This is a genomic window from Nonomuraea cypriaca (assembly GCF_015645445.1).
Classification (GTDB): Bacteria; Actinomycetota; Actinomycetes; order Streptosporangiales; family Streptosporangiaceae; genus Nonomuraea; species Nonomuraea cypriaca.
The window spans coordinates 1-22,196 of the sequence record NZ_JADOGI010000120.1 but is presented as its reverse complement, the minus strand read 5'-3'; the positions used below and the strand labels follow the sequence as shown (position 1 = coordinate 22,196).

Annotated in this window: 21 protein-coding genes and 1 pseudogene; 10 read left to right on the top strand and 12 right to left on the bottom strand. The window is 68.8% G+C overall.

Translation table 11 applies throughout. From position 1 onward, the window contains the following. Positions 1-95 precede the first annotated feature (95 nt). Positions 96-278, bottom strand: a complete 183-nt coding sequence (locus ITP53_RS32695; protein ID WP_195899313.1) for a hypothetical protein — start codon at positions 276-278, stop codon at positions 96-98. Between the two features lie 307 nt (positions 279-585). Between ITP53_RS32695 and ITP53_RS32690 the strand changes: the two genes are divergently transcribed. Further along, positions 586-1,086 (top strand): hypothetical protein, encoded by a 501-nt coding sequence (locus tag ITP53_RS32690; RefSeq protein WP_195899312.1) that lies wholly within the window; start codon positions 586-588, stop codon positions 1,084-1,086. Positions 1,087-1,129: 43 nt separating this feature from the next. Here ITP53_RS32690 and ITP53_RS32685 read toward each other — a convergent pair whose 3' ends face one another. Next, entirely contained in the window at positions 1,130-1,297 is a 168-nt protein-coding gene (locus ITP53_RS32685) for a hypothetical protein (protein WP_195899311.1), read from the bottom strand. Positions 1,298-1,605: 308 nt separating this feature from the next. Here ITP53_RS32685 and ITP53_RS32680 point away from each other — a divergent pair, with 308 nt between their 5' ends. Next, on the top strand, positions 1,606-1,890 hold the full coding sequence (locus ITP53_RS32680; protein ID WP_195899310.1) for a hypothetical protein: 285 nt from the start codon (positions 1,606-1,608) through the stop codon (positions 1,888-1,890). Between the two features lie 242 nt (positions 1,891-2,132). On the opposite strand, the gene ITP53_RS32675 is transcribed toward ITP53_RS32680, so the two are convergent. Next, positions 2,133-2,825 (bottom strand): carbonic anhydrase, encoded by a 693-nt coding sequence (locus tag ITP53_RS32675; RefSeq protein ID WP_195899309.1) that lies wholly within the window; start codon positions 2,823-2,825, stop codon positions 2,133-2,135. A 252-nt stretch (positions 2,826-3,077) separates the two neighbouring features. On the opposite strand from ITP53_RS32675, the gene ITP53_RS32670 reads away from it, so the two are divergent. Then, positions 3,078-3,425 carry a hypothetical protein gene (locus tag ITP53_RS32670; protein WP_195899308.1) on the top strand — a complete coding sequence of 116 codons (348 nt, stop codon included), beginning with the start codon at positions 3,078-3,080 and terminating at the stop codon, positions 3,423-3,425. Positions 3,426-3,434: 9 nt separating this feature from the next. Here ITP53_RS32670 and ITP53_RS32665 read toward each other — a convergent pair whose 3' ends face one another. The 3 genes from ITP53_RS32665 to ITP53_RS32655 all read right to left on the bottom strand — a co-directional run bounded on the left by ITP53_RS32665 (position 3,435) and on the right by ITP53_RS32655 (position 8,758). Beyond that, complete coding sequence (locus ITP53_RS32665; RefSeq protein ID WP_195899307.1) at positions 3,435-5,879, bottom strand: polysaccharide lyase family 8 super-sandwich domain-containing protein; 2,445 nt, start codon at positions 5,877-5,879, stop codon at positions 3,435-3,437. Between the two features lie 181 nt (positions 5,880-6,060). Then, positions 6,061-8,289, bottom strand: coding sequence for a catalase/peroxidase HPI (katG, locus tag ITP53_RS32660; protein ID WP_195899306.1), 2,229 nt, complete (start codon positions 8,287-8,289; stop codon positions 6,061-6,063). A gap of 31 nt (positions 8,290-8,320) precedes the next feature. Further along, positions 8,321-8,758: a Fur family transcriptional regulator gene (locus tag ITP53_RS32655; protein WP_195899305.1), complete on the bottom strand. Its 438-nt coding sequence runs from the start codon at positions 8,756-8,758 to the stop codon at positions 8,321-8,323. A gap of 272 nt (positions 8,759-9,030) precedes the next feature. On the opposite strand from ITP53_RS32655, the gene ITP53_RS32650 reads away from it, so the two are divergent. From ITP53_RS32650 to ITP53_RS32640, 3 genes are all read left to right on the top strand, one after another. Then, the gene (locus ITP53_RS32650; protein ID WP_195899304.1) at positions 9,031-9,201 is read left to right on the top strand and encodes a hypothetical protein; all 171 of its coding nucleotides are present in this window, start codon (positions 9,031-9,033) and stop codon (positions 9,199-9,201) included. Positions 9,202-9,353: 152 nt separating this feature from the next. Then, positions 9,354-10,379, top strand: a complete 1,026-nt coding sequence (locus tag ITP53_RS32645) for an ATP-binding cassette domain-containing protein (protein WP_195899303.1) — start codon at positions 9,354-9,356, stop codon at positions 10,377-10,379. Continuing rightward, positions 10,376-11,212: an ABC transporter permease gene (locus ITP53_RS32640; protein WP_195899302.1), complete on the top strand. Its 837-nt coding sequence runs from the start codon at positions 10,376-10,378 to the stop codon at positions 11,210-11,212. The genes ITP53_RS32645 and ITP53_RS32640 overlap by 4 nt, the downstream gene beginning before the upstream one ends. 1,689 nt (positions 11,213-12,901) lie before the next feature. Here ITP53_RS32640 and ITP53_RS58085 read toward each other — a convergent pair. After that, positions 12,902-14,272 (bottom strand): annotated as a pseudogene (locus ITP53_RS58085) (ATP-binding protein); the annotation flags it as partial. Positions 14,273-14,435: 163 nt separating this feature from the next. Next, positions 14,436-15,083, bottom strand: coding sequence for a TetR/AcrR family transcriptional regulator (locus ITP53_RS32630; RefSeq protein ID WP_195899301.1), 648 nt, complete (start codon positions 15,081-15,083; stop codon positions 14,436-14,438). A gap of 121 nt (positions 15,084-15,204) precedes the next feature. Between ITP53_RS32630 and ITP53_RS32625 the strand changes: the two genes are divergently transcribed. Both ITP53_RS32625 and ITP53_RS32620 read left to right on the top strand, forming a co-directional pair. Continuing rightward, positions 15,205-15,942: an SDR family NAD(P)-dependent oxidoreductase gene (locus tag ITP53_RS32625; RefSeq protein ID WP_195899300.1), complete on the top strand. Its 738-nt coding sequence runs from the start codon at positions 15,205-15,207 to the stop codon at positions 15,940-15,942. Positions 15,943-16,093: 151 nt separating this feature from the next. Beyond that, on the top strand, positions 16,094-16,321 hold the full coding sequence (locus ITP53_RS32620) for a hypothetical protein (RefSeq protein ID WP_195899299.1): 228 nt from the start codon (positions 16,094-16,096) through the stop codon (positions 16,319-16,321). Positions 16,322-16,696: 375 nt separating this feature from the next. Here the strand turns inward: ITP53_RS32620 and ITP53_RS32615 are convergent, their stop codons facing one another. Together ITP53_RS32615 and ITP53_RS32610 are read right to left on the bottom strand one after the other, a co-directional pair. Next, positions 16,697-17,776 carry a threonine ammonia-lyase gene (locus ITP53_RS32615; RefSeq protein ID WP_328816480.1) on the bottom strand — a complete coding sequence of 360 codons (1,080 nt, stop codon included), beginning with the start codon at positions 17,774-17,776 and terminating at the stop codon, positions 16,697-16,699. A 501-nt stretch (positions 17,777-18,277) separates the two neighbouring features. Next, on the bottom strand, positions 18,278-18,712 hold the full coding sequence (locus ITP53_RS32610; RefSeq protein ID WP_195899298.1) for an Lrp/AsnC family transcriptional regulator: 435 nt from the start codon (positions 18,710-18,712) through the stop codon (positions 18,278-18,280). 82 nt (positions 18,713-18,794) lie between these two features. Here ITP53_RS32610 and ITP53_RS32605 point away from each other — a divergent pair, with 82 nt between their 5' ends. Together ITP53_RS32605 and ITP53_RS32600 are read left to right on the top strand one after the other, a co-directional pair. Next, positions 18,795-19,694, top strand: coding sequence for an EamA family transporter (locus ITP53_RS32605; protein ID WP_195899297.1), 900 nt, complete (start codon positions 18,795-18,797; stop codon positions 19,692-19,694). Positions 19,695-19,709: 15 nt separating this feature from the next. Further along, the gene (locus ITP53_RS32600) at positions 19,710-20,690 is read left to right on the top strand and encodes an aldo/keto reductase (protein ID WP_195899296.1); all 981 of its coding nucleotides are present in this window, start codon (positions 19,710-19,712) and stop codon (positions 20,688-20,690) included. 247 nt (positions 20,691-20,937) lie between these two features. Here the strand turns inward: ITP53_RS32600 and ITP53_RS32595 are convergent, their stop codons facing one another. Together ITP53_RS32595 and ITP53_RS32590 are read right to left on the bottom strand one after the other, a co-directional pair. Then, positions 20,938-21,768: a hypothetical protein gene (locus ITP53_RS32595; RefSeq protein ID WP_195899295.1), complete on the bottom strand. Its 831-nt coding sequence runs from the start codon at positions 21,766-21,768 to the stop codon at positions 20,938-20,940. A gap of 3 nt (positions 21,769-21,771) precedes the next feature. Next, complete coding sequence (locus ITP53_RS32590; protein WP_195899294.1) at positions 21,772-22,005, bottom strand: hypothetical protein; 234 nt, start codon at positions 22,003-22,005, stop codon at positions 21,772-21,774. Positions 22,006-22,196: the final 191 nt, after the last annotated feature.

Sequence of the window (22,196 nt, the reverse complement as noted above, 5' to 3'; positions counted from 1 at the left end):
TCGCTGTGCGAGGGTGAGCCGGGGCCTGCGCGGCTGAGCGGGTTCGCCGTGCGGGGTGAGCCGGGGCGTTCGGGTGAACGCCCCGGCCCGGAGGGCTATTTCATGATCTTGTGAAGCAGTCCGGCGAGCCCCAGAGCCGTCGCCGCGCCCGCCGGCACGGATCCGGTGAGGCCGCCGATCGCCAGCCCGCAGAAAGACGCGGTGATCAGGATGAGCACCCAGCGCTGCGGGAGGCGCTCCGGCGACTCCCCTTCCGGCTGCCGTCTCTGTATTGTCATGATGAGCGGTCTTCCTTTCGTTCCTCACAGGCGGAGAGATACCGCGAGAGCGGCCTTTCTGACGCAACAGAAGGGCCGCTCACTTTTTTGTACGAGACCCCGGCACAGGGCCTCCGAGGGTCGAGCCTCGCACAAGATTCCTACCTCGTAAATGTCGATTTCTCACCCTAAGAGCGGATCCGACGAACAGAGGTGGAGAGTTATTACACCCGGATGTCGGTCCATACCACGTATAAGCAGAACAGCGACACCGAGCCAGACTGCGAATTCTTGCACTTTTCGCCACCTTTGCCACACGATCTAGCATATGAAGGAAATCGCACAGGAACTCGCGAAAATCCTCATTCCCGATCCGCCCGAGGACGACGGCGAGGACTCGAAGGACGGCGCGACACGGGTCAACGACACCAAGAAGGCGCGGAACTCCCTGACGGGAGAGCTGATGATGGCGGCCGCCGCGTCGCCGAGCGAGGATCCCCTGCTGGCCAGACTCGAGGAGCTCACCGCACAGAAGCAGGATATACAACGACAAATACGACTTATCACGACATATGCGCGCGAATTCGTACGGCCGGAGCCGTACCGGCTGCGTGCGCTCGCCGACGCGACCGGTCTGTCGATCTCCAGCATCCGGACGACGTACGACACCGACGACGTGATCACCGTCGCCGCCCGAATAGGCAGAAAGAACATAAAGGGCACAGTACGCCCGACACCGGCGCCGACGGATTCCGACGCCCAGGATTTCGCGGGCGACCAATGGTGGCGGCTCCCATCGGAGTCCGCTAATCCCGATTTATCACCCTAAAGCCCTAAAACAACCAGACCGCCCTTCGCCCGCCATCAGCCCATCAGCTCCATTCGCGAGTTCGCAAAGCATGACGAGCCACCAGGAACCGCTCATGAAACTCCTGGGCCAGCGCCTCGGTCTGATAGCGCCGGCACAACACCCGATCGAGGTCCTCGGCCCGGTTCACCAGGTCGGTCAGGGAACGCCGGTCGATGTCGAGCGCGGCCATGCCTTGATCCACCGCGGCTCAAAAGGGGAAACAAGGGGATCGTTCAGGGGTCCTGTCCGCACGCCGACGCCGGTGAACTGTAATCAAATCAACACGGTAAGTCACGCTGCCTCCCGTGATAGGGAAGCCACATGACCGAGGAGCGGCGACGATGATCGGGACCGACGCGCCCTGCCGGGTTCGTACGGGGAGGCAGGGTTCGGTTCCGCGTTGTCCTGGTTGGCGACAGCAACGGAGAGCGGATCTCCAGTGGGGAGCGGGGGGTGTCTCAACTGCCTCGTAGGCGGCCGGGCCACAGGGAACGCGAGATGAATCCGATCGTGGCCGCGGCCATGGCCGGCCTCGTGGCTGACAAGGACGAGGGCGACATGCTCGTCCGGCTGCGCGACAGGCTCACGGGTCTCGGCGTGCGCGCCGAGCTCAGGGAGAACAACAGCGCACTCATGGTGCACCCGGCCGAGCCTGGCCTGCCAGTGTGGGTGTTCGTCGGGTACGGCGGGGCCTACTACTCCTGGCAGAACGCCGAAAGGCGCCACCCGACCAGCGACCCGGAGGGCGCCGCGAACATCCTGGCGGAGTACATGGCCAGGTGATGACGGGCACGGCGGGGCAGATGGCTGGTGTCCGGACGGGGGCGGGCACTCATCCACTCCCGCCTCGCCGTGCCTCCGCCCACCGAGCCTCGCGACCCGTCCTGACCGAGTCAGGCAACCTGTGTGGCGCGCGCCAGTAAGCACCGTGCCACCAAGCTACGCCCGGCTTGCGCCCCCTTTCCAGCGGCAGATCGGGCCGGTCTTCTACCCCGCGAGAGCCCACCAGGAGCCCTGCCCCTTGGTTACACCAGGCGGGTGACCTGGCCGGTGTCGAGGGAGTAGTACGCGCCAACGATCTTGAGTCGCCCTCGGGCGACGCGCTTGGCGAGCATTTTGTCGGCCTTCAACTCGGCCACCACGCCGACGGTGTTGAGCCTGATCATCTTGTCGACGTCGCCGCGGGCGCGTTTGTAGGCCGGGCGGAGGGCGTCCACGATGGGCTGGAGCCCGCCGGGCAGCGTGTCGCCCTTGTCCAGCGCGTCCGCGGCGGCCGTGACCGCCCCGCAGCGCTGGTGGCCGAGCACCACGATCAAGGGGGTGCCGAGCTCGGCCGGGCCGTACTCGATGGCCGCGAACACGAGCGGGTCGATGGTCTGGGCGGCGCTGCGCACCCCGAGCAGGTCGCCGAGCCCGGCGTCGAAGACGATCTCCGGAGTCACGCGGGAGTCGATACAGGACACGACCACCGCGTACGGGTGCTGCTCCTCGGCGATCTCCGCCCGCCTGCCGAGGTCCTGGTGGGGATGGATCGCGGCATCGGAGGCCCAGCGCCGGTTGCCCGCCCTGAGCTGGGCCCAGGCCGCGGCGGGTTCGGCGGGCCTGAGCACGGCACCTGTGAGGCCGAGTGCCGCCGGCCCACCATCCAACAGCAGTCCCCCTGCCACTAACCCGGCAGCGCGCAGGAGCCTACGACGATCAACGATCTGCTTGGCCATGGACCCAGTGTGGAGCAAGCGGAGCCAACAGCGAAGAGTTGCGATGTTTTTACTATCCGTAATGAGGATGGCCGTCCAACCGGAGCTCACACCCCGTAACTGACGTGATCCAGGAGAAAAAAGTGCAACCTTTCGCTCAGCGCGTCGCGTTGGTACCAGGCGAGAGGAGAGCACATTGGATCGTCACGACGGCTTCCGCGAGTTCGTGCTGTCCCGTCAGCAGTCGCTGATGCGGACCGCGGGGGCAAGCCGGTGCGCTTCGACGGCGTGTTCATCATGTTCAGCGAGCTCTCCCCGGACGGCCGTACGGTGGCCGCCGTCGACTTCCCCGAGCTGAAGAACAACCAGATCACGCTGCTCGACGCCAAGACCGGCCGGACCCTGCGGAAGGTGCCCATCCGCGGCCTGCCGAGGACCGCCTCCGTCAACGGCACCGCCACCTGGCCGAACCGATCCGAGGTGACGGTCGTCGTCAACGACAGCGGGCGCATGTACACCTACGCCGTCGACGTCGGCACCGGGCGAGCCCGGCGCTCGGCCCACTACGCCGTCCAGATGAACAACACCGTGACCCTGCCCGGAGTCGGCTACAGCTGGTGACGGCCGCCGCTAGGACCGTCTGAGGGTGGCGGTGAAGGTGCTGCCGTGCGCCTGGTGGGTCCGGGCCTGGATCTGGGTGCCGCCGGGAACGCGGCGTACCGTCACCCCCTCGTCGGCCGAGACGAGGCGGAGGGGGGCGCCGCGCAACGTGACGGTGACGTGGTCGCGCTTCATGGTGGGGTCGGACAGGGCGACGACCGTCTGGCCACCGGACTGGACGAGGACCGAGGCGGGGCCGTCGACGAGCAGGCGTTCGGCGTGCTGGGGGCCGTCGGCGAAGACGTTGGCGGCGACGATCCCGAGCCCCGTGTGCTTGATCGCCTGTACGCGCGGGTCGTTCGCGATGACGGTCAGCGGGCCGTCCGTGTAGCGGCGCAGGTGGGCCTCGGTGGCGTTCGGGACCAGGGCGTAGGCGAGGGCGGGGAGGCCTCCCGTGGCGGAGTGGGTGACCGAGGCGGTGAAGACGTTCTTGGTCACGCTGGTGTCGGGGTTGGAGGCGCGTACGACTCTGCGGCTGCGCGTCACCGCCTCCACCGCCGCCGTGACCGGCTGGCGGGTGAGGAAGGCGTAGCCGATCGCGGTGCCGCGGGTGCCGTTCGCGTAACGCAGCCAGCGCGGCGGCGTGGTGTCGCCCGCCCGCCAGGTCGCGCCGTCCCAGCGCCGGCCGGTGAGTGTGACCTGGTCGGTGGGGGCGGCGATGCGGCTGTCCACGGTGGTCGCCGCGGCCCGCCCGCTCTGGCCTGAGACGTTCGCGGCCAGTACGACGATCTCGTCGTCGAGCATGAACCACGACTTGGTCGCGCGGGCGTTCTGGTAGGCGACGAAGTCGTCCGGCAGGAGGCCCGCCTGGGCGGCGGTGTAGGCCACGTCGTCGGACTGGATCATGCCGGCCGCGCCGTACGCGCCGAGCGTCGCGCCGCCGGAGAAGGCGTTCTGCGCGCGGGGGAAGTACACGTAGGTGTTCTGGGACTCCGAGGAGGAGGTGAAGTTCAGCGGATGGCCCGGGTTCTCGTACCACTGCCGGCCGTACAACTCGGGCACGGTCCGCCGCTCCTCCACCGGCGCGGTGACCCCGGCCAGCCGGTACGGCGAGACGGCCGTGTAGTAGTCGACGCCGAAGACCTGGCGCTGGTCCTCCCCGGAGAGGTAGAGGTAGTAGGCCCCGTCGCCCTGGAACCACGGCATGAGGTTCTCGCCGCTCATGTACTCGTACTTGCTGATGCGGTCGGAGCTGCGGGCCAGGGCGAAGGCGTAGCCGGGGCGCCGGTGGACGGTACTGTCCATGGCGTTGAACGCCACGCATCGCCTGGGCGGATTCAGGTCGGCGGCCGGGACGGCTGCGTCGGCGCGGATGTCCGCGTAGCGGGCGACGCTGACCGGGGAGACGAAGGCGTTCGTGTCGGCGGGGGGCAGGAATTTGGCGTACTTCTTCAGTGCCAGGGCCTGGCCGCTCGTGACGTGGCCGGTCAGGTCGGCCATGGCCTCCACGACCACGCCGACGTCGGTATAACCGGTGGCGGTACGCGAGACCGCCCGCCCCTTGACGACCTCCATCATCCAGCCCTCGAAGATCAGCGGGGCGAAACCGTCGGCGATCCACCCGTACACCACGCCGGCCAGGTCGGACGTGCCGCCGCTCGTCGCGCCTTCGAGCATCTTGATGGTCTGCACGACGCGGCTCAGCAGAGCGCGCCCGTAGGAGCCGGTGTAGGCGACCGAGTGGTGCTGGATGAAGGAGCCGTCCGGGTAGTAGCCGTCGGTGTTCCCGTGCTGGGGGTGGTAGGGGTCGATGGTGGCGAAGACGGTGGCCTGGTCGGAGATGGCCTTGGTGATGCGGGCGTCGTCGCCGGTGAGCGCGCCCTGCAGGATCCGGTTGCCGGTGAGGTCGGCCAGGTTCGCCCCCGTGTGGAAGCGTGAGTCGAGGTCGACGTCGCCGTTCTTGCCGTTGCGCAGGTAGGCGTCCATCGAGGCGATGTAGATCGCCGCGAGGCCGGGCAGCTCATCCCTTTCCGCCAGCAGCGCCAACGTCCTGCTGACGTGGGTGGGGATGGCGATCTCCCAGTTGTGCCAGTTGCCGTAGTAACCCTTCGACTGGTCGCCGAAGTAGCGCTCGTGCAGCCACAGCAGGCCGTCGATGACCCGCCGCTGGAGGGTGGCGTCGCCTTCGAGTTCGCCGCCGGGGGTCCGGGTGGCGAGCGCGATCTCGTACAGGTACTGGAAGGACAGCCGCAGGTTGACGTCGTCGGTGCCGAGCCGCACCCCGGCGAAGAGCTCGCCCTCGCCCGCGCCGTCCTGGGCGGCCAGCCGCTGCCTGGCCGTCTGGAGTATCGCCGCCAGTTTGCCGGCGACCTCGGGCCTGGCGTTGACGTCGGGCGTTCCCGCGAAGATCGCCACGGTGTTGGCCAGCAACCGTGCGTGATCGAACCCGGCCGCGGCACGTGCGGGAGGAATCATGGCGAGGAAGGCAGCGGCGGGGATCAAGGAGAGGGCATGGCGACGAGACAGCTGCGGCACGGCGGACTCCAGTCCGGTGGGGGGTTATGCCAAGGCATACCCTACATAGCTGTTTCTGCCTGTCCGGAAAGCTTGGGGTGACGTCCAGGCCGGCCCGCGCCGGCCGGCCTGGACGTCACGATCAGACCAGGTCGAACCGGTCGAGGTTCATCACCTTGTGCCACGCCGCGACGAAGTCGTTCACGAACTTCTCCTTCGCGTCATCGCTCGCGTAGACCTCCGCGAGCGCGCGCAGCTCCGAGTTCGACCCGAAGACGAGATCGGCCCGGCTGCCCGTCCACTTGACCTTGCCCGTGGCGTCGCGACCCTCGAACGTGTTCGCGTCCTCGGACGTCGCCTTCCACGTCGTGCCCAGATCGAGCAGGTTGACGAAGAAGTCGTTGGTCAGCGATCCGGGGGTCGTGGTGAAGACGCCGAGCGGCGACTGCTGGTGGTTCGCGCCCAGGACACGGAGGCCACCGACGAGGACGGTCATCTCGGGAGCGCTCAGGGTCAGCAGGTTGGCCCGGTCGATCAGGAGGTACTCGGCCGGCAGCCGGTTGCCCTTCCCGAGGTAGTTGCGGAACCCGTCGGCGGCCGGCTCCAGCGCGGCGAACGACTCCACGTCGGTCTGCTCCTGCGACGCGTCCACGCGGCCCGGCGTGAAGGGCACCTCGACGGCGACGCCGGCGTCCTTGGCGGCCTTCTCGACGCCCGCGGTACCGGCGAGCACGATCAGGTCGGCGAGTGAGACCTGCTTGCCGCCGGTCTGGGCGGCGTTGAAGGTCTGCCGGATGCCCTCCAGGGTGCGCAGCACCGTCGCCAGCTGGTCGGGGTCGTTGACCTCCCACCCGCTCTGCGGCTCCAGGCGGACGCGCGCGCCGTTGGCGCCGCCGCGCTTGTCGCTGCCGCGGAACGACGAGGCCGACGCCCACGCCGTGGACACGAGCTGGGACACCGACAGGCCAGAGGCCAGGATCTGGCCCTTGAGTGCGGCGATGTCGCCGGCGTCGATGAGCTCGTACGTCACCGCGGGAAGGGGATCCTGCCACACCAGCGTCTCGGCGGGGACCTCCGGGCCGAGGTAACGCACGATCGGGCCCATGTCGCGGTGGGTCAGCTTGTACCACGCCCGCGCGAAGGCGTCCGCGAACTCGTCGGGGTTCGCGAGGAAGCGCCGCGAGATCTCGTCGTAGACCGGGTCGACGCGGAGCGCGAGGTCGGTCGTCAGCATCGTCGGGGCGTGGGTCTTGGACGGGTCGTGCGCGTCGGGAACGGTGCCCGCCCCCGCGCCGCCCTCCGGCCGCCACTGGTTGGCGCCCGCGGGGCTCTGGAACAGCTCCCACTCGTAGCCGTAAAGGATCTCGAGGAAGCTGTTGTCCCACGTCACCGGGGTGTTCGTCCAGATGCCCTCAAGACCGCTGGTGATCGCGTCGGCGCCCTTGCCGCTGCCGAACGTGTTCTTCCAGCCGAGGCCCTGCTCCTCGATCGAGGCGGCCTCGGGGTCGGGGCCGACGTGGTCCGCCGGGGCCGCGCCGTGGGTCTTGCCGAAGGTGTGGCCGCCCGCGATCAGCGCGACCGTCTCCTCGTCGTTCATCGCCATCCGGCGGAACGTCTCACGGATGTCGCGAGCCGCCGCGATCGGGTCCGGGGTGCCGTTCGGGCCCTCCGGGTTGACATAGATGAGGCCCATCTGGACCGCGCCCAGGGGGTTCTCCAGCTCCCGGTCGCCGGTGTAGCGCTCGTCACCGAGCCAGGTGGTCTCGGGACCCCAGTAGACGTCCTCGTCGGGCTCCCAGACGTCCGCGCGGCCGCCGGCGTAGCCGAAGGTCTTGAAGCCCATCGACTCCAGTGCGACGTTGCCGGCGAGGATCATCAGGTCGGCCCACGAGAGCTTCTTGCCGTACTTCTTCTTGACCGGCCACAGCAGGCGGCGCGCCTTGTCCAGGTTGCCGTTGTCCGGCCAGCTGTTGAGAGGCGCGAAGCGCTGCTGGCCGGCCCCGGCGCCGCCGCGGCCGTCGCTGATCCGGTACGTGCCCGCGCTGTGCCACGCCATCCTGATGATGAACGGGCCGTAGTGACCGAAGTCGGCCGGCCACCAGTCCTGCGAGGTCGTCAGCACCTCGGCGATGTCCTGCTTCACGGCCGGGAGGTCGAGGCTCTTGAACGCCTCGGCGTAGTCGAACTCCTCGCCGAGGGGGTTGGCCACGGCGGGGTTCTTGGCGAGGATCTTCAGGTTGAGCCGCTCCGGCCACCACTGGCGGTTTCCGCCACCCTGAGTCGGGTGCGGTGCGCGACCATGCGCGACCGGGCAGCCACCTCCGCTCTCTGTCTTCGCGTCTGTGACGATTGCGTCGTGGTTCTCAGACATGGATTCCTTCCGAACTGCGGGATCACGTTGGTCAGGAACTGCGGGTGGTGGAACATTCGGGGCACAGGCCCCAGTAGATGACCTCGGCCTCTTCGATCGAGAAGCCGTGGCTTTCTGACGCGGTCAGACAGGGCACCTCGCCGACCGCGCAGTCCACGTCGGCGACGACTCCGCACGACCGGCACACGATGTGGTGGTGGTTGTCTCCGACGCGTCCTTCGAACCTGGCCGAGCTGCCGGCCGGTTCGATGCGGCGTACGAGCCCGGCCGCGGTGAGCGCGTGGAGGGCTTCGTACACGGCTTGAAGGGAGATGTGGCCGACGCGATCGCGGACCCCGGAGGCGAGCGCCTCGACGCCGAGGTGGTCACCGTCCCGGACGGTCTCGAGCAGGGCGACGCGGGCGGCGGTCACGCGCAGTCCTGCACCGCGCAGCTCCTCGGCGGTGGTCGGGGTCCTGGATGCGGTCATGACCGCCAAACCTACCTATATAAACGCGAACGATACAAGACAACGAACGGAGCAACTCTAGTACCGCTTCAGGCGAACGTCGCCTTCCCTCCTGGGCGAGTGTCATCTCCAGTCGTGGCCTTCTGTCGTGGCCTTCAGTTGTGGGCGGCGGCGATCTGTAGTCCGGTCAGATCGGCATCCACCTCGACTCCCGCGTCGAGCACACCGGTGCAGAAGACGACCATCGGGCGGCCGTCGACCTCGCGCAAGAGCGATTGGAGGGCTGGCTCAACGTGCTCCCCGGCCTCCGCTTTGACGACATCGCCATCCGGCCCTTCAAGCACACGTTCGACGGCGTGCTGTTCGGCCTTGTCATGGAGACCTTCGAAGGCAAAGTACACGCCGAGTTCTACCCGAACAACATCGGCTTCTACGAACCCTGGGACGGCTCCTACGACACCTGACCGCGGGCACGGAGTGCACCCCAGGCTTTGATCGTCCGCTGGAGGTGAACGAGGATCATCCAGTTGTCCTCGTCCTTCGCATAGGTGGCTCCCGGCAACCGGTGAAACCCAGCCGAGGGCGCCGTGAAACCGGCGCCGCCGAGAGTGAAGCCATGAGTATCACAGAACTCGGCCGTACCGGGGGCGGCCCGGCCCCCGACAGGGGAACCGATCTGGCCGTACGTGCGGAAGGGCTGCTGAAAACGTTCGGCGAGCACCGTGCCGTCGACGGGATCGACCTTGAGGTACGCCCCGGCGAGATCTTCGGCGTCCTCGGCCCGAACGGCGCCGGCAAGACCACCACGCTGCGAATGCTGGCCACCCTGTTGAAGATCGACGCGGGCCGCGCCGAGATCTTCGGGGTCGACGTGGCCGGCAATCCGCACGTGATCCGCCAGCTGGTCGGCGTCACCGGACAGTACGCGTCGGTCGACGAGAACCTGACCGCCCGCGAGAACCTCTGGCTCTTCAGCCGCCTGCAGGCCATCCCCGCGCCGCGCGCCCGGCGCATCGCCACCGAACTTCTGGGCCAGTTCGGCCTGGAGGAGGCCGCGGACAAACCGATCGCGCAATTCTCCGGCGGCATGCGCCGGCGCCTCGACCTGGCGGCCAGCCTGATCACCAGACCACCGCTGATCTTCCTCGACGAGCCGACCACCGGTCTCGATCCGCGTACGCGCGGCCAGATGTGGGACACCATCCGCGGCCTGGTCGCCGACGGCTGCACGGTGCTGCTGACCACGCAGTATCTGGACGAGGCCGACCAGCTCGCCGATCGCATCGCCGTCATCGACCACGGCCGCAAGGTCGCCGAGGGCACCCCCGACGAGCTGAAGACCGCGGTCGGCAACTCCACCCTCCAGTTGCTGCTCGCCGAGCCGGGCGAGGTGCCCGTCGCCGTGGAGATCGTACGGCGCGTCCTCGGCTCCGATCCGGTCCTCAGTCCGGAGCACGGCCGCCTCAACGTCGCTCTCGACCAGGCCGACCTGGCCGCGGACGTACTGATCGCGCTGCGCACCGCCGGGGTGTCGATCTCCTCGGTGAGCGTGGCCAAGCCCAGCCTGGACGAGGTGTTCCTCGCCCTCACCGGCCACCAGACGGACGGGGACGACAAGACGGGCACGGAGGAGAACCGATGAGCACCATGATCGCCCCCGCCCGCGAGAGGGTCCGGGCCGCCGACCGCGTGGCGGCCGCCCGGCGGCGCGTCTCCTTGGGAGAGACGTTCAGCCAGACCCTGACGATGGCGTGGCGGGCGCTCAAGAAGATGCTCCGCAACCCGGAGCAGTTCTTCGACGTGGCGCTGCAGCCCATCCTGTTCACCGCGATGTTCGCGTTCATCTTCGGCGGCGCCATCGCCGGCGACGTGGAGAGCTACCTCCCCCTGATGATCCCCGGCATCCTCGCCCAGACCGTGCTGACGACGTGCATGGCCACGGGGACGCAACTCCGCGAGGACATGGAGAAGGGCGTCTTCGACCGGTTCAAGTCGTTGCCGATCGCCCGGATCGCGCCGCTCGCCGGCCCGATGGTGGCCGACCTGCTGCGCTACACGATCGCGGCCACTCTGACGTTCGGCATGGGCCTGGTGATGGGTTACCGCCCGGGCGGGGGTGTGGGCGGCGTGCTCGCCGCGATCCTGCTGTCGATCTTCACGGGCTGGTCGCTGGCGTGGATCTTCACCTGGGTCGGCACGATCGCCAGGAGCGCCCAGGCCGTGCAGGGCATCTCCATGATGATCTTGTTCCCGCTGACGTTCCTGTCGAACGCGTTCGTCCCCGTTGAGACCCTGCCCGGCTGGCTGGCGGCGTTCGTACGGATCAATCCGGTCTCACACCTGGTCACGGCCGCCCGCGACCTCGCCAACAGCGCCCTCGTCAGCGGGCAGGTGGCCTGGACGCTCCTGGCCTGCGTGATCGTCATCGCGATCTTCGCCCCGCTGTCGGTACGCAGCTACAAGCGGCACATGTGACCTCCGCCCGTCACCGCCGAAGACCTGCTCGACGAGACTCCGCGCCTCGTCGAGCAGGTCGGCGCCACGCCGATCGCCGTACTCGGCCCGCACGGCCGCGATCACCCCGGGCGCGGCCCGCTCCGCGTACGGTTCGATCCGTTCGAAGCTCATGCTGGGCATGCTGCCGTGGTACGCGAACCGCTCGGCCAGCACCAGCAACGCGATCGCGTCACGGGGAGCCAGGGCCCCCCGCAGCAGTCCCCAGGCGCCGAGCGCGAACAGCATCGAGCCGCACAGCGGGTAGTCGAGGATCGGGCTTCCCACGGCCAGCATGTCGTGGACCCGGACGCAGGAGAACAACTCCTCGCCGTAGCGGACGTCCTCCGCCCCGGCGTGGTACGCGTACGCCGTCAGAGTCGCCGACTCCGCGACGGCCACCCACGGCACGAGCTCGATGTCCGACACCCCCGGCAGCCGCAGGTCGCGCGCCCGCCGGACGGCCAGGCGGTATTCCGCGAGCGCGACGGCCGTCTCGCCGCGGGCGAGGGCGAGCTCGGCCGCGCACAACGACACGAGCGCAACCCCGCCGAGCACCGCCTCGTTGTCGTTGATCCGGGTGATCTCGGCGAGCTCCGCCTCCGCGGTGTCAAGGTCGCCGTCGGCGAGCGCGGAGACCATCAGCACCGAGCGGAGCTGGGTCTCGTCGTCGGAGGCGCCGAGCCGGCTCAGCACCGGGATGGCGGTCCGCGCGTGCCCGACCGCTCGCCGGCGGTCGCCGAGCTGCATGTTCAGCTGGGCCAGCACGGCGTGCATGATCGCGGCGAACCACGGTCCCTCGTCCTCGGGGAGCATCGTCAGGGTCCGCTCGGCGGCCTCGATCGCCCCTGTCACTTCTCCCGCGTTCTCCAGCGCATGGACGCTCGTCTGCATCGCCGTCAAAGCCACGGCGGGGTCGGCGCTCCGGCACAACTCCGCCAGCCGGCGGAGCATGTCGGCGCCGTCGGGCGTGTCGCACGCGAGCACCACCGTGGCCATCGCCGCCAGGCGGGGATCCGTCGTGTCACTGGCGGGCAGCGAGCGGAGCAGGTCGCGCAGCGGATCGCTGCGGCGATCGGCGACGATCATGACGTTCATGAGCGTGATCAGCATGGCCGCCCTGACCTCCTCGACGAGCTCCGGCGGCGGCACCCAGCCGGTGATCGCCTGAGTGATCGCGTCCCGGTGCACGAGGATCCGGGGGTGGTCGCCGCGGATCGACCACAGCCCGCCGAGGCCGGCCAGCAACTGGACCATCGTCGCGGGATCGGGCTCGCCGAGAGCCTGCCGGAGCAGGTCGGCGAGGTTGCTCTCCTCCGCGCGCAACGCGTCGGCCGCCGCGAACTGCGCCGGGCCGAACAGCTCGGAGGCGTGTTCCAGAGCGTACGCCGTCGCCCAGGCCCGCTGCGCCGCCTGAGCGGGCGCCTCCTCGCCGGCCTCCTTCAGCCGCATCCGCCCGAACTCTCTGACGGTCTCCAGCATCCGGTGGCGCAGGCCGTACGTAGTCTCGCGGACGCTCAGCAGCGACTGCTCGGTCAGCGCGTCCACGACGTACAGGGCATCAGAGCCGAGTACGTGGTCAGCGGCGGCCAGCGTGAACCCGTCGCCGAACAGCGACAACCACCGCAACGCCCGCCGTTCGGGCTCGTCCAGCAGATTCCACGACCAGTCGATGACCGCGAGCAGCGTCTGGTGCCTGTCGGGCGCCGTACGGTTCCCGCCGCGCAGCAGGACGAACCGATCCGCCAGGCGCCGCGCGATCTCCTCCACCGACATCACCCGCACCTTGGCCGCGGCCAGCTCGATCGCGAGCGGCAGCCCGTCGAGGCGGGCGACGACCTCCTCGACCACTCCCTCGTCGATCCGCACCCCCGGGCGGGCGGCCGTGGCCCGCTGGCGGAACAACTCCACCGCGTCGCCCGTGGGCAGCTCGCCGAGCAGGTAGACGCGTTCGGCGGGGATCGACAAGGGGGCGCGGGAGGTGACGAGCACCCGCAGGTCGCGGGTCGTCACGGTCAGGAACGCCACCAGGTCGGCGACGGCCTCGATCACGTGCTCGCAGTTGTCCAGGATCAGCAGCGCCGGAGCCTGGTCGAGATGCTGGGCGATCCTGGCGCGAACGTCGGAGCGCTGCTCACCGGTCAGGGCACGACGCCCGCGGACCGAGTCGCGAACCCCGAGCGCCGAGCCCACCTCGCCCACCACACCCTCCGGGGAGGAGACGCCGACGAGCTCGACGAAGTGAGCGACGGGCTGCGCGGCGTTCCTGCCGACGACATGGGCCAGCCGTGTCTTGCCCAGCCCGCCAGGGCCGATGATCGAGACCACCCGGTTGGTCTGCAGCAGGGCGTGCACCGCGCGGATGTCGCCGTCGCGGCCGAGCAGCGAGGAACCGTCGAACAGGATGCCCTCACGCACCGGCCGATCCGTGACGAGCAGCTCGGCGTACACGCGGGCGAGCTCGGGCCCAGGATCGGCGCCGAGCCGCGCGACCAGGCCCGCGCGGTAGCGCTCGTAGCGCTCCAGAGCGGCGGCGGCGCCTCGTACCGCGGCCTCACTGCGCAGCAGGCAGGCGAGCAGCTCCTCGTCGTGCGGCCGATCGGCGGCGGCCTCCTCCAGCAGCGGCAGCGCGCCCTCGTGATCGCCGCCCCGGCCCCGCGCGACCGCCGCCATCCGTCGCGCCTCGGCCACCCAACCCGCTACGACGCCCCTCAGCTCAGCGAGTGCGCCTGTGGCGCCCTCCAAGCCGCCGGCCACGAGGCCCATGGCCTCTTCCGCACGGCGACGCGCGAGCGCCATGTCGTCCTCGCCCAGTGCGGCCCTTGCCTGTTCCACCAATGCTCCGAGCAGCAGCGCGTCCACCTGATCAGCGGGCAGCCCGAGCCGGTAACCGCGCGGGATCCGTACCACGGCGTCGGCGCTGGTCGCCGCCCTGGTCCGCGATACGACCACCTGAAGCGCCTTCGTCGGGTTGGCCGGCGGCTCGTCCGGCCACAACTCCTCGACCAGGCGCTCGTCACCGACCCCCGCGCGCCCGTGCATGGCGAGCACGGCCAGCAGGGTCTGCGCGCGATCGCCGATCACACGCGCACCCCGCCAGCGAACGCCGTCGAGCAGGATCAGTGCAGGGGACACACCCCCAGCTTACGGACGTGCGACCGCGCCTACGTGTTCACGGATCCACCTTCACGCGAGCATTCGAAGATCAGCTCTCGTGATCGGGATCTGGGGTGGTCAGGGGCAGGCGGCGGGGCGGTGGGTGCGGAAGCCTTCGTTCCGTGGAGGCGGTGATGCCGTCGAAGGCCAGCTCCAGGTAACGGCGCCACGCCTGCGGCTCGGCGACGAGCAGCGGCGCCGCCGTATGCTGAATGCCGCTCAGCAGCAGGGCGACATCGGTGCCTGTGACGTCCTGGCGGACGATGCCCTCTTGGCGGGCGCGGGCGGTGAGCGCCTCCGCGACGTCGCAGAGCCGATCGATCGCCTCACGCACCTGCGGGTTCTGCAAGGACGGGCGTCCGATGACCTCGCAGAATGCCCGATCTCTGACGAAGGTCTCCACGCCGGCGGCCATGAACTCGCGCAGCGCCAGGCCGGAATCGTCGGCCGTGAGCAGCGCGGTGCCGGTGTCCACGAGCTCGTCGAGCATGCCGAGCATGATGGCCGCCAGCAGCTCCGCCTTGGAGGAGAAGTGGCGGAAGACCGTACCCTTCCCCACCCCGGCACATTGCGCGATCTCGCCGATGGACACCTCGACTCCGCGCTCGGCGAACGTTTTGGCCGCGGCGTCCAGCAGCAGTCGGCGGTTGCGCACCGCGTCACTGCGTGACGGGACAGCGGACGTCGTTCCAGTCATGCTCCTCCCTTCCCTCCATCAGCGTACCCCCCCAACATGACCGGGCGGTCCGCTTTGGTGCTAGGCTAAAAGGTGACCAGCCGGTCCGGTTAGGTCAAGGGCACTGCGGAAAGGGAAGAACATGAACACCAGATTGGATGGAAGGGTCGTCCTCGTCACCGGAGCATCGTCGGGCATCGGCGAGGCCACCGCGCTGGCCCTCTCAGCGGAGGGGGCCCGTGTCGCGGCCGGGGCCCGGCGCGCCGACCGGTTGGAGTCCCTGGCGCGCAAGGCGCCCGGCGAGGTGCTGGCCCTCGAACTGGACGTGACCGACCAAGAGTCGGTACGGGCCGCGGTCGCGAAGACCGTCGAGCGCTTCGGCGGCCTGGACATCCTGGTGAACAACGCCGGGCTGATGCTCAACAGCCTGATCGTGGGCGCGGACACCACGGAATGGACCCGCATGGTCGAGACCAACCTGCTCGGGTCGATGTACACGGTCCACGCGGCATTGCCGCACCTGCTGGAGCGCAAGGGCACCATCCTGCAGGTCTCCTCGACCTCGGGCCGGATCGCGTCGGCCTACAGCGGCGTCTACGCCGCGACGAAGTTCGGCATCGCCGCCTTCTCCGAGTCGCTGCGGCAGGAGGTCACCACCCAGGGCGTACGTGTCGTGGTCATCGAGCCCGGCTTCGTCGCCACCGAACTGACCAGCCACATCACGGACCCCACGATGCAGGCCGCTGCGCAGGAGATGGCCGCCTCCATGCGCACCCTGCAGCCCGACGACATCGCCAATGCCGTCGTGTACGCGGTCACCCAACCGGAGCACGTCGCAGTCAACGAGATCCTCATCCGCCCCACCGACCAGACCCGATAGGCCAGCGACACCGGCCTGCGCGGGCGCACCTTCACCGCGCCGGACGCACCACAGCCCGGCGCGGCACCGGCGAGTACACAGCCGGTCGAGACGTTAGGTCCTGGCCCTCTCGGTCGATCGTCTCTACAGTCCTTAGTTGAGGTGAATCGCCGTGGAAGTTCTGTTATGGATTCTCCAGGGGATCATGGCCTTCCTCACCATCCCCTGGGGCTTGATTACCGTCCTGCGCCGGGAACAGCGAGCCTACGTTCATGGTCCTCCGGAGGCCGGCGGCATGCCGATCCGTTTGGGGACGGGCCAAGCCCGGCGGCGCGGGTTGGCGGAATCCACGCCGCCGGTGCTGGTCGCCTGGGGGCGCCTCGGGCCCTACCCGCTCTGACCGTGCAAACGACCGAGCCCGAGCACACCGTGAACAGGCGGTGTCGTCTGTGTACACCCCGTGACGCACTCGGGGCCGAGCCATGCGTTGAGGTCGATGTGAAAGGCCGGTGCGGGGTTCACCCACTAGAGTCGGGCAGGTCCAGGACCAGAGTGCTGTTGCGCGTCGCTGGTCATGAACCCCGACGTGCTCATGCTGACGCCCCCGATGCTCGTCTTGGCGGTCGGCCTGTACACGACTCGCGCGCCGTCGTTATCGCGATCTTCGCAGCATGAGCGAGCGCCCGTCGTGATCACCGGAACGAGGCGAACCGGGTCTCGTGGCTGTCCAGGTTCGCTGGGCGCGGGCCACCGCGGCATCGGCGGCTGGGAATCGTCAGTGGTTCGTCTCGGCTGCCCCAGGGTCTTGGGGACAGGGACGGATCCAGCGGTGATAGTCGTCCAGGTCGACGTTGCTGCCGCAGATGATGGTGAGCAGGTGGCGGCCGGCGAAGCGGTCAGGGTCTTCCATGACGGCGGCGACGCCGAGGGCCGCTGAGGGTTCGACGACCAGGCCCGCATGCTCCAGGAGCATCCGCATGGCCGCGACGATGGACGCCTCCTGGACCAGGACGGCGTCATCGGCCACCTTAAGGAGGTCGTCCAGGACGGCGGGGATGGGGTGCCGACCGGCGACGCCGTCGGCGATGGTGTCAGTGGAGTCGGTGGCGATGACCCGGCGCTCGTGCCAGGAGCGGGTCATCGCGGGTGCGCCATGGGGCTGCACGCAGATCACCTCGACTCCGGGCGCCAGAGCCTTCATGACGTAGCCCACGCCGGTGGCCATGGCGCCACCTCCCAGGGCGATCAGGACAGCGTCGAAGGAGGACGCCCGTGGCGCCAGTTCGAGGCCGATGGTCGCCGCACCCTCGCAGGTTTCGATGTCCAGGCTGTCCTCGACCAGGCGGACGCCGTCCCGCTGCGCGATACCGGCCGCCCGCTCTCGGGCCATTTCGAAGTCGCCGTCGACCAACTCCAGTGCGGCACCCAGGGCGCGAATCCGATCGAGCTTGGCGGCCGGTGCCCGGCGCGATGCCACGACCGTCACGTCGAGGCCACGGCGGCGACCCGACCAACCAAGCGCCCAGCCGAGGTTGCCGGCGCTGGCGCACACCGCAGCCGTCCGGCCCTGGTCGCTCAGCCGGCCCGCGACCAGCTCGGTACCCCGCGCCTTGAAGCTGCGGACCGGATTCGCCGTCTCCAGCTTGATACTCACCGCGCAGCCAAGCGCGTGTCCCAAGGCGTCGCACCGGAACAGCGGAGTATCCAGAAACATCGGGTCGATCACACGGCGAGCCGTGCGGATCCGGTCAAGATCGAGGCGCGTCTTGAGCACGACACGACAACGTACCCCACAGAAGCGTCGCCTTGACAGCCAGCGCCATGAATCCGGCCCACTTGTCGCTGGATCGCTCACCCGGAACGGTGGATGCCCTTGGCCGATGTCGTATCGAGTCGCGATGCGCAGGCGATCTCCACACGCCACAGATGGGCGGGCCTCACCGAGTGTCACTCCGTGCGTGTCAGGGCATGGGGCCTTCCTTGAGGTACCGGAAGTGACGCCTGAGACTCGCGCTGACGCCCGGAGAGGCGTCCGTCACCTTTCGCGGCTCGATCTCGTGTCAGCTCGCGCTAAAGTCCCTCCTTGCCGAGTGGCCCAATACGGCTTCGTGGTGATGGCGCCACGCGGCAGGTTCTGGCTGTCGATGAGCGCACGCCAGGGCACCTCGACGGGCCACGATTGATGCATCGCCGCCCTGGGCGTTGCCGGGGGCGGGTTCACGAACGTCGAGCGCATGGTCAGCCAGTCGATCGCCGATGCCACGTCATGCATCGTGTCGTCGGTGCGGGCAGTGGAAACCGCGCTCTCCGCCAAGGCGAGGACCCAACCGGGCCGTACGACGCCGACCGGATGAAGTCACTCCAGGGGCAGCGGGCGGCGTGGCACGGGCGCAGTGTGGATGAGAGACGTGGTCGTGTGACCGTACGGGGTGAACAGGTCGAGGATCGGTTCGAGCTCGTCGACCGCCCGCAGGTGCATCGTGAAATAGAAGCAATCGTCGCCGGTCATTCTGTAGCACTCGACGATCTGGGGAACTTCCTGGGCGATCTTGGAGATGCGGTGCAGTTCCCGGATCGCCGGACGGATCCGGACCATCACTGTGACCGGAAAGCCCAGGGCCCGCGGGTCGACCTCGGCGCGATAGCCGGTGATCACTCCCGTCTCCTCCAGCCGCTGCACCCTGTCGGCCACCGCAGGGGCCGACAGAGCGACCCTACGGCCCAGCTCTGCGAAGCTCACTCTGGCGTCGACCTGCAGCTCGGCGAGAATACGAAGGTCGAGGACGTCCATTCCCTTTGGTTCGTATGCCCGCTCGGGTCTGATCTTTCGATTCGCCATTCTCCTAAATTACGGGTTGGCCGACGATGGCGTCATGCCGCTCACCGGCCCTCGCGCCGCCCTGTCCGCGGCGCCTCCATGGACCTACTTCATCGTGAGCGCCGTCTTCCACTACCTCGGCCCGGCTTTCGCCGTGCTTCTGTTCACCTGGCTCGCCCCGCTCGGGGTCGCGGCACTGAGGATCTGGAGCGCCGCACTCGTTTTCGCGCTCTGGCGTCGCCCCTGGCGGACTTTCGTCGGGCTCGACGCCGAGGGGCGGCGTACGATCATCGCCTGGGGCGCGGTGCTCGCGGCCATGAACGTCTGTTTCTATCTGGCGATCGCCCACGTGCCCCTGGGAACCGTCGCCGCAATCGAGTTTCTGCCGGTCATTGTGCTGGCCGCGCTCGGTGCCCGCACGCCACGTAACCTCGTGGCACTCGTGGCAGCAGTCGGCGGTGTATACGTGCTGACCGGCATCCGGCTGGCCGGGGAACCGCTGGGGTTGGTGTTCGCCTTCGCCAACGCGGTGCTGTTCGCCGCTTACATCGTGCTGGCCCACCGTACGGCTCGGCGTCTGCGCGGTGTCAGCGGCATCGACGGGCTGGCCGCCGCGATGCTCGCCGCCTGCGTGTTCGTCGCGCCGGTGGGCGTTTGGCAGGCCGCTCCCGCGGTGATCGACCCGGTCACGCTCGCCGCCGGGATCGGGGTGGGAATCTGTTCATCGGTGATCCCGTACGTATGCGATCAACTCGCCATGGCACGCATGGCCCGCTCCACGTACGCGCTGCTGGTGGCGCTGCTCCCCACCACGGCAACGGTGATCGGCGTCGTGGTGCTGAGGCAACTCCCCTCACTCGCCGAGCTCGCCGGAGTCGCGCTCGTGGTGCTCTCGGTCGTCCTCCACCGCGAGCTTCAGACTCCTCCAGCCGAGGAGAAAGCCACACTCCCATAGGAAAGGTAAGACGAAATGCGCTACGTGAAGCTGGGCTCGTCGGGGCTGAAGGTCTCCCGGATATGCCTGGGCATGATGACGTACGGCGACCCCCGTTCCCGGGCGTGGATCCTGCGCGAGGACGCGGCCGAGCCGATCGTGCGGCGCGCGGTCGAGGCCGGTGTGACGTTCTTCGACACCGCCGACATGTATTCAGATGGGGCGAGCGAGGAGATCACCGGGCGGCTGCTCGCCAAGCTCTTCGCACGCCGCGACGACTACGTTCTGGCCACCAAGGTCTACTTCCCGACAGGCCCGGGCCCGAACGACCGCGGGCTGTCCCGCAAGCACGTACTAGCAGCCATCGACGCCTCGCTGACCAGGCTCGGAACCGACCATGTCGATCTGTACCAGATCCACCGCTGGGACCACGAGACGCCGATCGAGGAGACCATGGAGGCCCTGCACGACGTGGTGCGGGCTGGCAAGGCACGGTACATCGGGGCCTCCAGCATGTACGCCTGGCAGTTCGCCAAAGCGCAGCACATTGCTCAGGCCGCCGGCTGGACGCGGTTCGCGTCGATGCAGAACCACTACAACCTCGTGTACCGGGAGGAGGAGCGAGAGATGATCCCGCTCTGCCTGGACCAGGGAGTGGGCGTCATCCCGTGGAGCCCGCTGGCGCGCGGACTGCTCACCGGCAGCCGCCGGCGTGACGGCCACTGGAGCACGGTCCGATCCGGCAGCGACCCGCTGGCCGACAGCATGTACGAGGACGCGGACTTCGACGTCGTCGACGTGGTACGTGCCGTCGCTGACGAACGAGGTCTGCCTCCGGCGCAGCTCGCGCTCGCGTGGCTGCTCGGGAGGTCTGGGGTAAGCGCGCCAATCGTCGGGGCGAGCAAGGTGGGTCATCTGGACGACGCGATCGCGGCGGTGGATGTGTCCCTGAGCGGAGAGGAGGCGGCCCGCCTGGAGGCCCCCTACCGGCCACACCAGATCATCGGGCACTCCTGAGTGGATCTCAGCTTCACCTGCCCCCGGTGAACCAGCTCGACGATGAACTCAGCCACCCGCTTCGGGTCTTCCTCACACGACCTCGACGTACAGGTCGATCACGTAGTGACGCCCGAAGGGCGCCCTTGACGGGTTCTGGCCGACGCCAATCCTCAAGAGATCGGGTCGGGGGAGCCACGCACCTTTCCCGCCCAAGTTTCAACATCCCTCCACCACCGCAAGCAACGATCCTCAGCAGTCGGCGACCTCAGTCAGCGTGCATCGTCATGACGGCAGAAAGACCGCGGTCGCCTCGTCGGCGGGTGCGGCGGAGTGCGGGGCGTCCGCATCGGTTTGTGCCCCGCAACAGTCCGAGGATGGCCGCGTAGGCGACCCGTGTCCGAGATGCCGCCCGGTCCGGCGGCAGTCCGAGCTCACGGTAGGTGCGAGCCAGGAGTTCCAGCCGGGCCTGGTTCACCTGGCGGACCGCGTCCCTGACCCTGGGGTCGTTGCGGTCGCCGAGCAGGCTCAGGTGCACCGACGGTGCCAGCGGCATCCACGCGGCGGTGACCACACCTCGCAGGAACCGTGCCGTGGCTGCTGCGTGCTCCAGTCCGGACGTCGAGCCGTCGGGAGTGGAGTGGAGGATCACCTCGGCGTGGTCGCGCAGGTACAGCAGGACCGGTAAGGGCCGCCTGCGCCAGAAACGGCGTCGCCACGGCCGCCACTCACGCTCAGCCAACTCCAGCGCGGTGTAGCGGGCGAGGGTGGTCTTGCCTGAGCCTGCAGCACCCAGCACCGCCAGCACACGGCGCTCGGCGAGCAGCGGCCCCAGCTGGGTCCGTTGCCCCACGGCCCGTTCCTCATCGACAGATGATTCGCCGGTCGGCGCGCTTAGCACGCTGGTCGGGACAGCTCCGCTCCCGGCACCGCCGACGCCGCAGTCAGCAGTGGTCTCGACGACCGGCGTGGGTTGCAGAATGACGTCCACGTAGACTTGGCGGGTACGCAGCACGTATTCGGCTTGGGTGACCAGTCCGAGCGTCTCCATCTGCTCCGCCGATGCCCGTACGCGCCGCCGGTACCGACGGCGCGACATACGTCAGGGCATACCGGACCTGCCCTCCGTGTTCTGGTCGCCAGCAGCCTGGGTGTGCTCCCATGCCTTCGTCAACAGCAGTCCGAGCAGGGTGAGGCCGAACGCCCACGCTGCCCAGGTCAGCACCCACTTGTCGTCGTTGAGAATCTGGTTGGACGCCACCGCGGCGGCCATGAGTGCGGACGCGACCGCGAGCACAGCGCAGATGTACCTGGCGATCCTCGCCACCCGTCGCACACCGGCCTCCCTACTACGCCTCGATCCGGTAAGTGACCACCCAACACCCTTCGCGCATAGTCCTGACCCTGCTGGTTAACTCGCGACACGCGGGTTCGGGTGTGTGATCTGACGGGCTTTGTCCGTGATCATGCTGTCTGCGGTCGTTCCCTCCTGGCCGCGGATGGAGTTGACTGTGTCGGTGCACCCGA

What these genes read in the sequence shown, in the direction of transcription:
- ITP53_RS32695 (WP_195899313.1), bottom strand. Translation starts at nt 278, where the DNA reads ATGACAATACAGAGACGGCAGCCGGAAGGGGAGTCGCCGGAGCGCCTC.
- ITP53_RS32690 (WP_195899312.1), top strand. Translation starts at nt 586, where the DNA reads ATGAAGGAAATCGCACAGGAACTCGCGAAAATCCTCATTCCCGATCCG.
- ITP53_RS32685 (WP_195899311.1), bottom strand. Translation starts at nt 1,297, where the DNA reads ATGGCCGCGCTCGACATCGACCGGCGTTCCCTGACCGACCTGGTGAAC.
- ITP53_RS32680 (WP_195899310.1), top strand. Translation starts at nt 1,606, where the DNA reads ATGAATCCGATCGTGGCCGCGGCCATGGCCGGCCTCGTGGCTGACAAG.
- ITP53_RS32675 (WP_195899309.1), bottom strand. Translation starts at nt 2,825, where the DNA reads ATGGCCAAGCAGATCGTTGATCGTCGTAGGCTCCTGCGCGCTGCCGGG.
- ITP53_RS32665 (WP_195899307.1), bottom strand. Translation starts at nt 5,879, where the DNA reads ATGATTCCTCCCGCACGTGCCGCGGCCGGGTTCGATCACGCACGGTTG.
- katG (WP_195899306.1), bottom strand. Translation starts at nt 8,289, where the DNA reads ATGTCTGAGAACCACGACGCAATCGTCACAGACGCGAAGACAGAGAGC.
- ITP53_RS32655 (WP_195899305.1), bottom strand. Translation starts at nt 8,758, where the DNA reads ATGACCGCATCCAGGACCCCGACCACCGCCGAGGAGCTGCGCGGTGCA.
- ITP53_RS32645 (WP_195899303.1), top strand. Translation starts at nt 9,354, where the DNA reads ATGAGTATCACAGAACTCGGCCGTACCGGGGGCGGCCCGGCCCCCGAC.
- ITP53_RS32640 (WP_195899302.1), top strand. Translation starts at nt 10,376, where the DNA reads ATGAGCACCATGATCGCCCCCGCCCGCGAGAGGGTCCGGGCCGCCGAC.
- ITP53_RS32630 (WP_195899301.1), bottom strand. Translation starts at nt 15,083, where the DNA reads ATGACTGGAACGACGTCCGCTGTCCCGTCACGCAGTGACGCGGTGCGC.
- ITP53_RS32625 (WP_195899300.1), top strand. Translation starts at nt 15,205, where the DNA reads ATGAACACCAGATTGGATGGAAGGGTCGTCCTCGTCACCGGAGCATCG.
- ITP53_RS32610 (WP_195899298.1), bottom strand. Translation starts at nt 18,712, where the DNA reads ATGGACGTCCTCGACCTTCGTATTCTCGCCGAGCTGCAGGTCGACGCC.
- ITP53_RS32605 (WP_195899297.1), top strand. Translation starts at nt 18,795, where the DNA reads ATGCCGCTCACCGGCCCTCGCGCCGCCCTGTCCGCGGCGCCTCCATGG.
- ITP53_RS32600 (WP_195899296.1), top strand. Translation starts at nt 19,710, where the DNA reads ATGCGCTACGTGAAGCTGGGCTCGTCGGGGCTGAAGGTCTCCCGGATA.
- ITP53_RS32595 (WP_195899295.1), bottom strand. Translation starts at nt 21,768, where the DNA reads ATGTCGCGCCGTCGGTACCGGCGGCGCGTACGGGCATCGGCGGAGCAG.